Annotated in this window: 3 protein-coding genes and 3 pseudogenes; 4 read left to right on the top strand and 2 right to left on the bottom strand. The window is 65.6% G+C overall.

Annotation, left to right across the window (positions count from 1 at the left end; translation table 11 throughout):
* Positions 1-613 (top strand): annotated as a pseudogene (locus ACFPMG_RS24855) (IS5 family transposase); the annotation flags it as partial.
* Positions 614-646: 33 nt separating this feature from the next.
* On the opposite strand, the gene ACFPMG_RS24850 reads toward ACFPMG_RS24855, so the two are convergent.
* On the bottom strand, positions 647-1,405 hold the full coding sequence (locus tag ACFPMG_RS24850) for an SDR family NAD(P)-dependent oxidoreductase (RefSeq protein ID WP_376997935.1): 759 nt from the start codon (positions 1,403-1,405) through the stop codon (positions 647-649).
* Between the two features lie 100 nt (positions 1,406-1,505).
* Between ACFPMG_RS24850 and ACFPMG_RS35385 the strand changes: the two genes are divergently transcribed.
* The 3 genes and pseudogenes from ACFPMG_RS35385 to ACFPMG_RS24840 form a co-directional block, all read left to right on the top strand.
* Positions 1,506-1,877, top strand: a complete 372-nt coding sequence (locus tag ACFPMG_RS35385) for a LysR family transcriptional regulator (RefSeq protein ID WP_417281716.1) — start codon at positions 1,506-1,508, stop codon at positions 1,875-1,877.
* A 9-nt stretch (positions 1,878-1,886) separates the two neighbouring features.
* On the top strand, positions 1,887-2,405 hold the full coding sequence (locus ACFPMG_RS35380) for a LysR substrate-binding domain-containing protein (RefSeq protein ID WP_417281715.1): 519 nt from the start codon (positions 1,887-1,889) through the stop codon (positions 2,403-2,405).
* A 24-nt stretch (positions 2,406-2,429) separates the two neighbouring features.
* A pseudogene (locus ACFPMG_RS24840) lies at positions 2,430-2,741 on the top strand (Tn3 family transposase); the annotation flags it as partial.
* On the opposite strand, the pseudogene ACFPMG_RS24835 reads toward ACFPMG_RS24840, so the two are convergent.
* Positions 2,701-3,258, bottom strand: a pseudogene (locus ACFPMG_RS24835) (hypothetical protein); the annotation flags it as partial. The pseudogenes ACFPMG_RS24840 and ACFPMG_RS24835 sit on opposite strands and share 41 nt — an antisense overlap.

Raw genomic sequence — 3,258 nt, 5'->3', positions numbered from 1 at the left:
GTTGGGCTCGCTGATGCGCCTGCTCGGCCTGAACCTGCCGGTTCCCGATCACACCACCTTTTCCCGGCGCAGCGCCAACCTGGAGGTGGCGAGCGCCCTGACGAAGGCGGACGGGCCAGTGACGGTGGTCATCGGTTCCACAGGATTGAAGGTGTTCGGCAAAGGCGAATGGCATCTGGAGAAGCATGGCGGCATGGCGCGCCGGAGCTGGAGAAAGCTCCACTTGGCGGTCGACTCCGATACCGGGGAGATCCTCGCCTCGGAGCTGACGAGCACGCAGGACGGCGATGCTTCCCTGGTCGGCCCACTGCTCGACCAGATCAAGCGCCCGATCGGCACGGCGCTGGCGGATGGGGCCTACGACGGCGAGCCGGTCTACCGCGCTGTGGCCGCTCACACCCCCGACGCGGAGGTGATCATCCCGCCGCGCTCAACCGCGGTGCCAAGCGACACGGCCCGGAGCGCCCTCAGCCAACGCGACCGCCACATCCAGTTGATCACCGAGCGTGGCCGCCGCGGCTGGCAGCGGACGGTGCAGTACGGCCGCCGCTCCTTGGGCGAGGTGGCGATGATGCGCTACAAGCAACGGATCGGCCGCAGCCTCCGCGCCCAGCCTGAGGCCGGACGCGATTCTCCTTCGAGCCAGTTAGATTGCCTGGCCGCCGGACACCTCGATGCGCTGCGCATTCACCCAGCGATTGTCCTCGGAGAGGAGCGAGGCGATCATCGGGCCGATGTCATCTGGAAGACCAGGGCGCCCGAGCGCGGTTGCCTCGGCGATATGGCGCGCGACCTCCGGATTGTCCCGGACAATGCCGCCAGAGAAATCGGTCTGGATGGCGCCTGGCGCGACCGTGTTGACCGCGATGCGTCGGGGCCCAAGCTCCTTTGCCATGTAGCGGGTCATCACCTCGACGGCGCCCTTCATCGAGCCATAGGCAATACGGCCTGGATAGATGATCCGGGTGAGGCCCGACGAAATGTTCACGATGCGGCCGCCGTCCCTGATCAAGGGCAGCAGGGTCTGCGTGAGGAAGAAGGGCCCCTTCACGTGGACACGGTATGCGGCGTCGAAATCGTCCTCCGTCACGTCGGTGAGCAAGCCGCTGTGCGACGTGCCGGCCATGTTGACGAGGAAGTCGAACCTATCGTCCCCCCATTCGCGAAGTACGTGCCGGACCATGTCCGCAAAGCGTTCAAAGGCGCCAGTCTCGCCGGTGTCGAGCTGGAGGGCCGCGGCACGTGCACTGGCGTGCTGCACGCCCTCCACGACCTCGCGAGCAGCACTCTCGTTGCTCTTGTACGTCAGGATCGACGACACGCCGCGACGGGCGAGCGCCTCTACCGTCGAGCGGCCGAGGCCGCGGCTGCCGCCGGTGACGATCGCGATGGGGGAGGATGGCATGATGAACTCCTTTCTCTAAGAAGGTACGATCTGGCGTTCTAATCAGGGATGATTAGACCGCTCCTCCAGTCAGGATTGTTTTGCAGATTGGAACAGTGCCATGGACCGCCTTGACACCCTCCGCCTCTTCGTCCGCATCGTCGATCGCGGGAGCTTCAGCGCGGCAGCGGCCGACTGCGGTGTCTCTCGGCCAGTCGCCACCGCCGCGATCAAGGCTCTCGAGCAGCGGCTCGGTACCCGGCTGCTGCAGCGCTCGACCCGTCATGTCCAGCCGACTTTGGAGGGCGAAGCCTATCACCGGCGCTGCGTCGCGATCCTCGCCGATCTCGAGGATGCTGACCGGGGCGCCAATGGCGCGGTCGCCGGGCTGGTCCGTGTCGATGTCGCAGGCCATATTGCTCGCACCGTACTGCTACCGGCCTTGCCCGATCTCCTGGCCAAGCATCCTGCGCTCAACGTCCATCTCGGCTAGGGCGAGCGCTTGGTCGACCTTGTGCGCGAGGGCGTGGACTGCGTAGTGCGCGCCGGCGCTCTCGCGGACAGCGACATGGTGGTGCGACGGTTGGGCACGATGCCTGAGATCACCGTGGCGAGCCCATCCTACCTCACCGCTCATGGGCGTCCGCAGACCCCGGACGATCTCGCCGGCCACCACATGATCGGTTTCGTCTCGTCCCGTACCGGCCAGCCTCTCCCACTCGAGTTCACGCGCGATGGCCAAGTCGTTGAAGTGCCCTTGCCGGCACGCGTGCTGGTCAGCGGTGCCGACACGAGTGCTGCGGCTGCACGGCTCGGGCTCGGCCTCGTGCAAGCGCCGCGCTATCGATTTGCAGGGGATCTTGCCAGCGGCACGCTGGTGGAGGTGCTGGCCGACTTTCCTCCAACGCCCACGCCGCTGTCCGTGTTATACCCCAGCAACCGCCAGCTTTCTCCGCGCGTGCGCGTGTTCGTCGATTGGTTGGCTGAAACCATCGGCCCGGGCCTGGATGGTGGACCGTAAGATCAGTCCGGCGCCCACATGGTCAACCGGCTCGGCGAGATGCGCGATCGCAACTTCGAGAACCAAGCCTGCCGCGCCTCGGGGCTGAACCTGCTGGCGTCGGCGATCATCCTGTGGAACACACGCTATTTCGAAGCGGAACACACGCTATCTCGAAGCTGTCTTCGCCGAGTTGGCGACCCAGGGGTATGCCGTCCCCCAGAATTGATGAGGCGCGTTGCCCCTTTGGGATGGGAGCATGTTGGCCTTACCGGCGATCACGTGTGGGGTGCTGGTCCCCTGCCGGAAACCGGCCTCAGGCCTTTACGATGGATGCAGTCCCTCCTCGCAGCATGAGTTCCGCATACGTTCTCACGGACCGGACAATCTGTTCGACTTTGCGCATTTTGGGACAGCCGTCTCGGTTGGGAGCCGGTTCACACATCCAGCAGCAGTGCGGGGTGACGGGGGTTACGGCGCGGAGCAGGCGACGTCGACGAGCCGTCGAAGGAGAGGCGGCGGCGTTCTGAGCATGTCGCCTTTCGGGCGACATGGCGGCCTGTTCGAACCACAGGTGCTGGCGCAGACGGGCCAAGGCGTCGGCGAATGTGGGCGCTGGTTTCGGATACCAGATGGCGCGTCGGGGCGAGAGAGCGAGGCGGCCGGCATTCTGATGGACGTACAGCGTGATCAACGAGTAAAGCCCGAACAGCAGCGGTGCGGTGCGAAACACTGCCGGGTCAGCCCACTGTCGCTGGGTTTCGATGCCGAGATGGGCCCGGCTCTCCTCATAGGTCGTCTCCATCGCCCAGCGGCGGTTGAACCATTCCAGCACCGTACGTGGCGGCACCGACAGGTCGGTGCACAGAAAGGC

This window comes from Azospirillum himalayense (assembly GCF_042657465.1).
GTDB classification, from domain to species: domain Bacteria; phylum Pseudomonadota; class Alphaproteobacteria; order Azospirillales; family Azospirillaceae; genus Azospirillum; species Azospirillum himalayense.
Note: the sequence above shows the minus strand (reverse complement) of the source record. Positions and strands in the feature narration are given on the sequence as shown.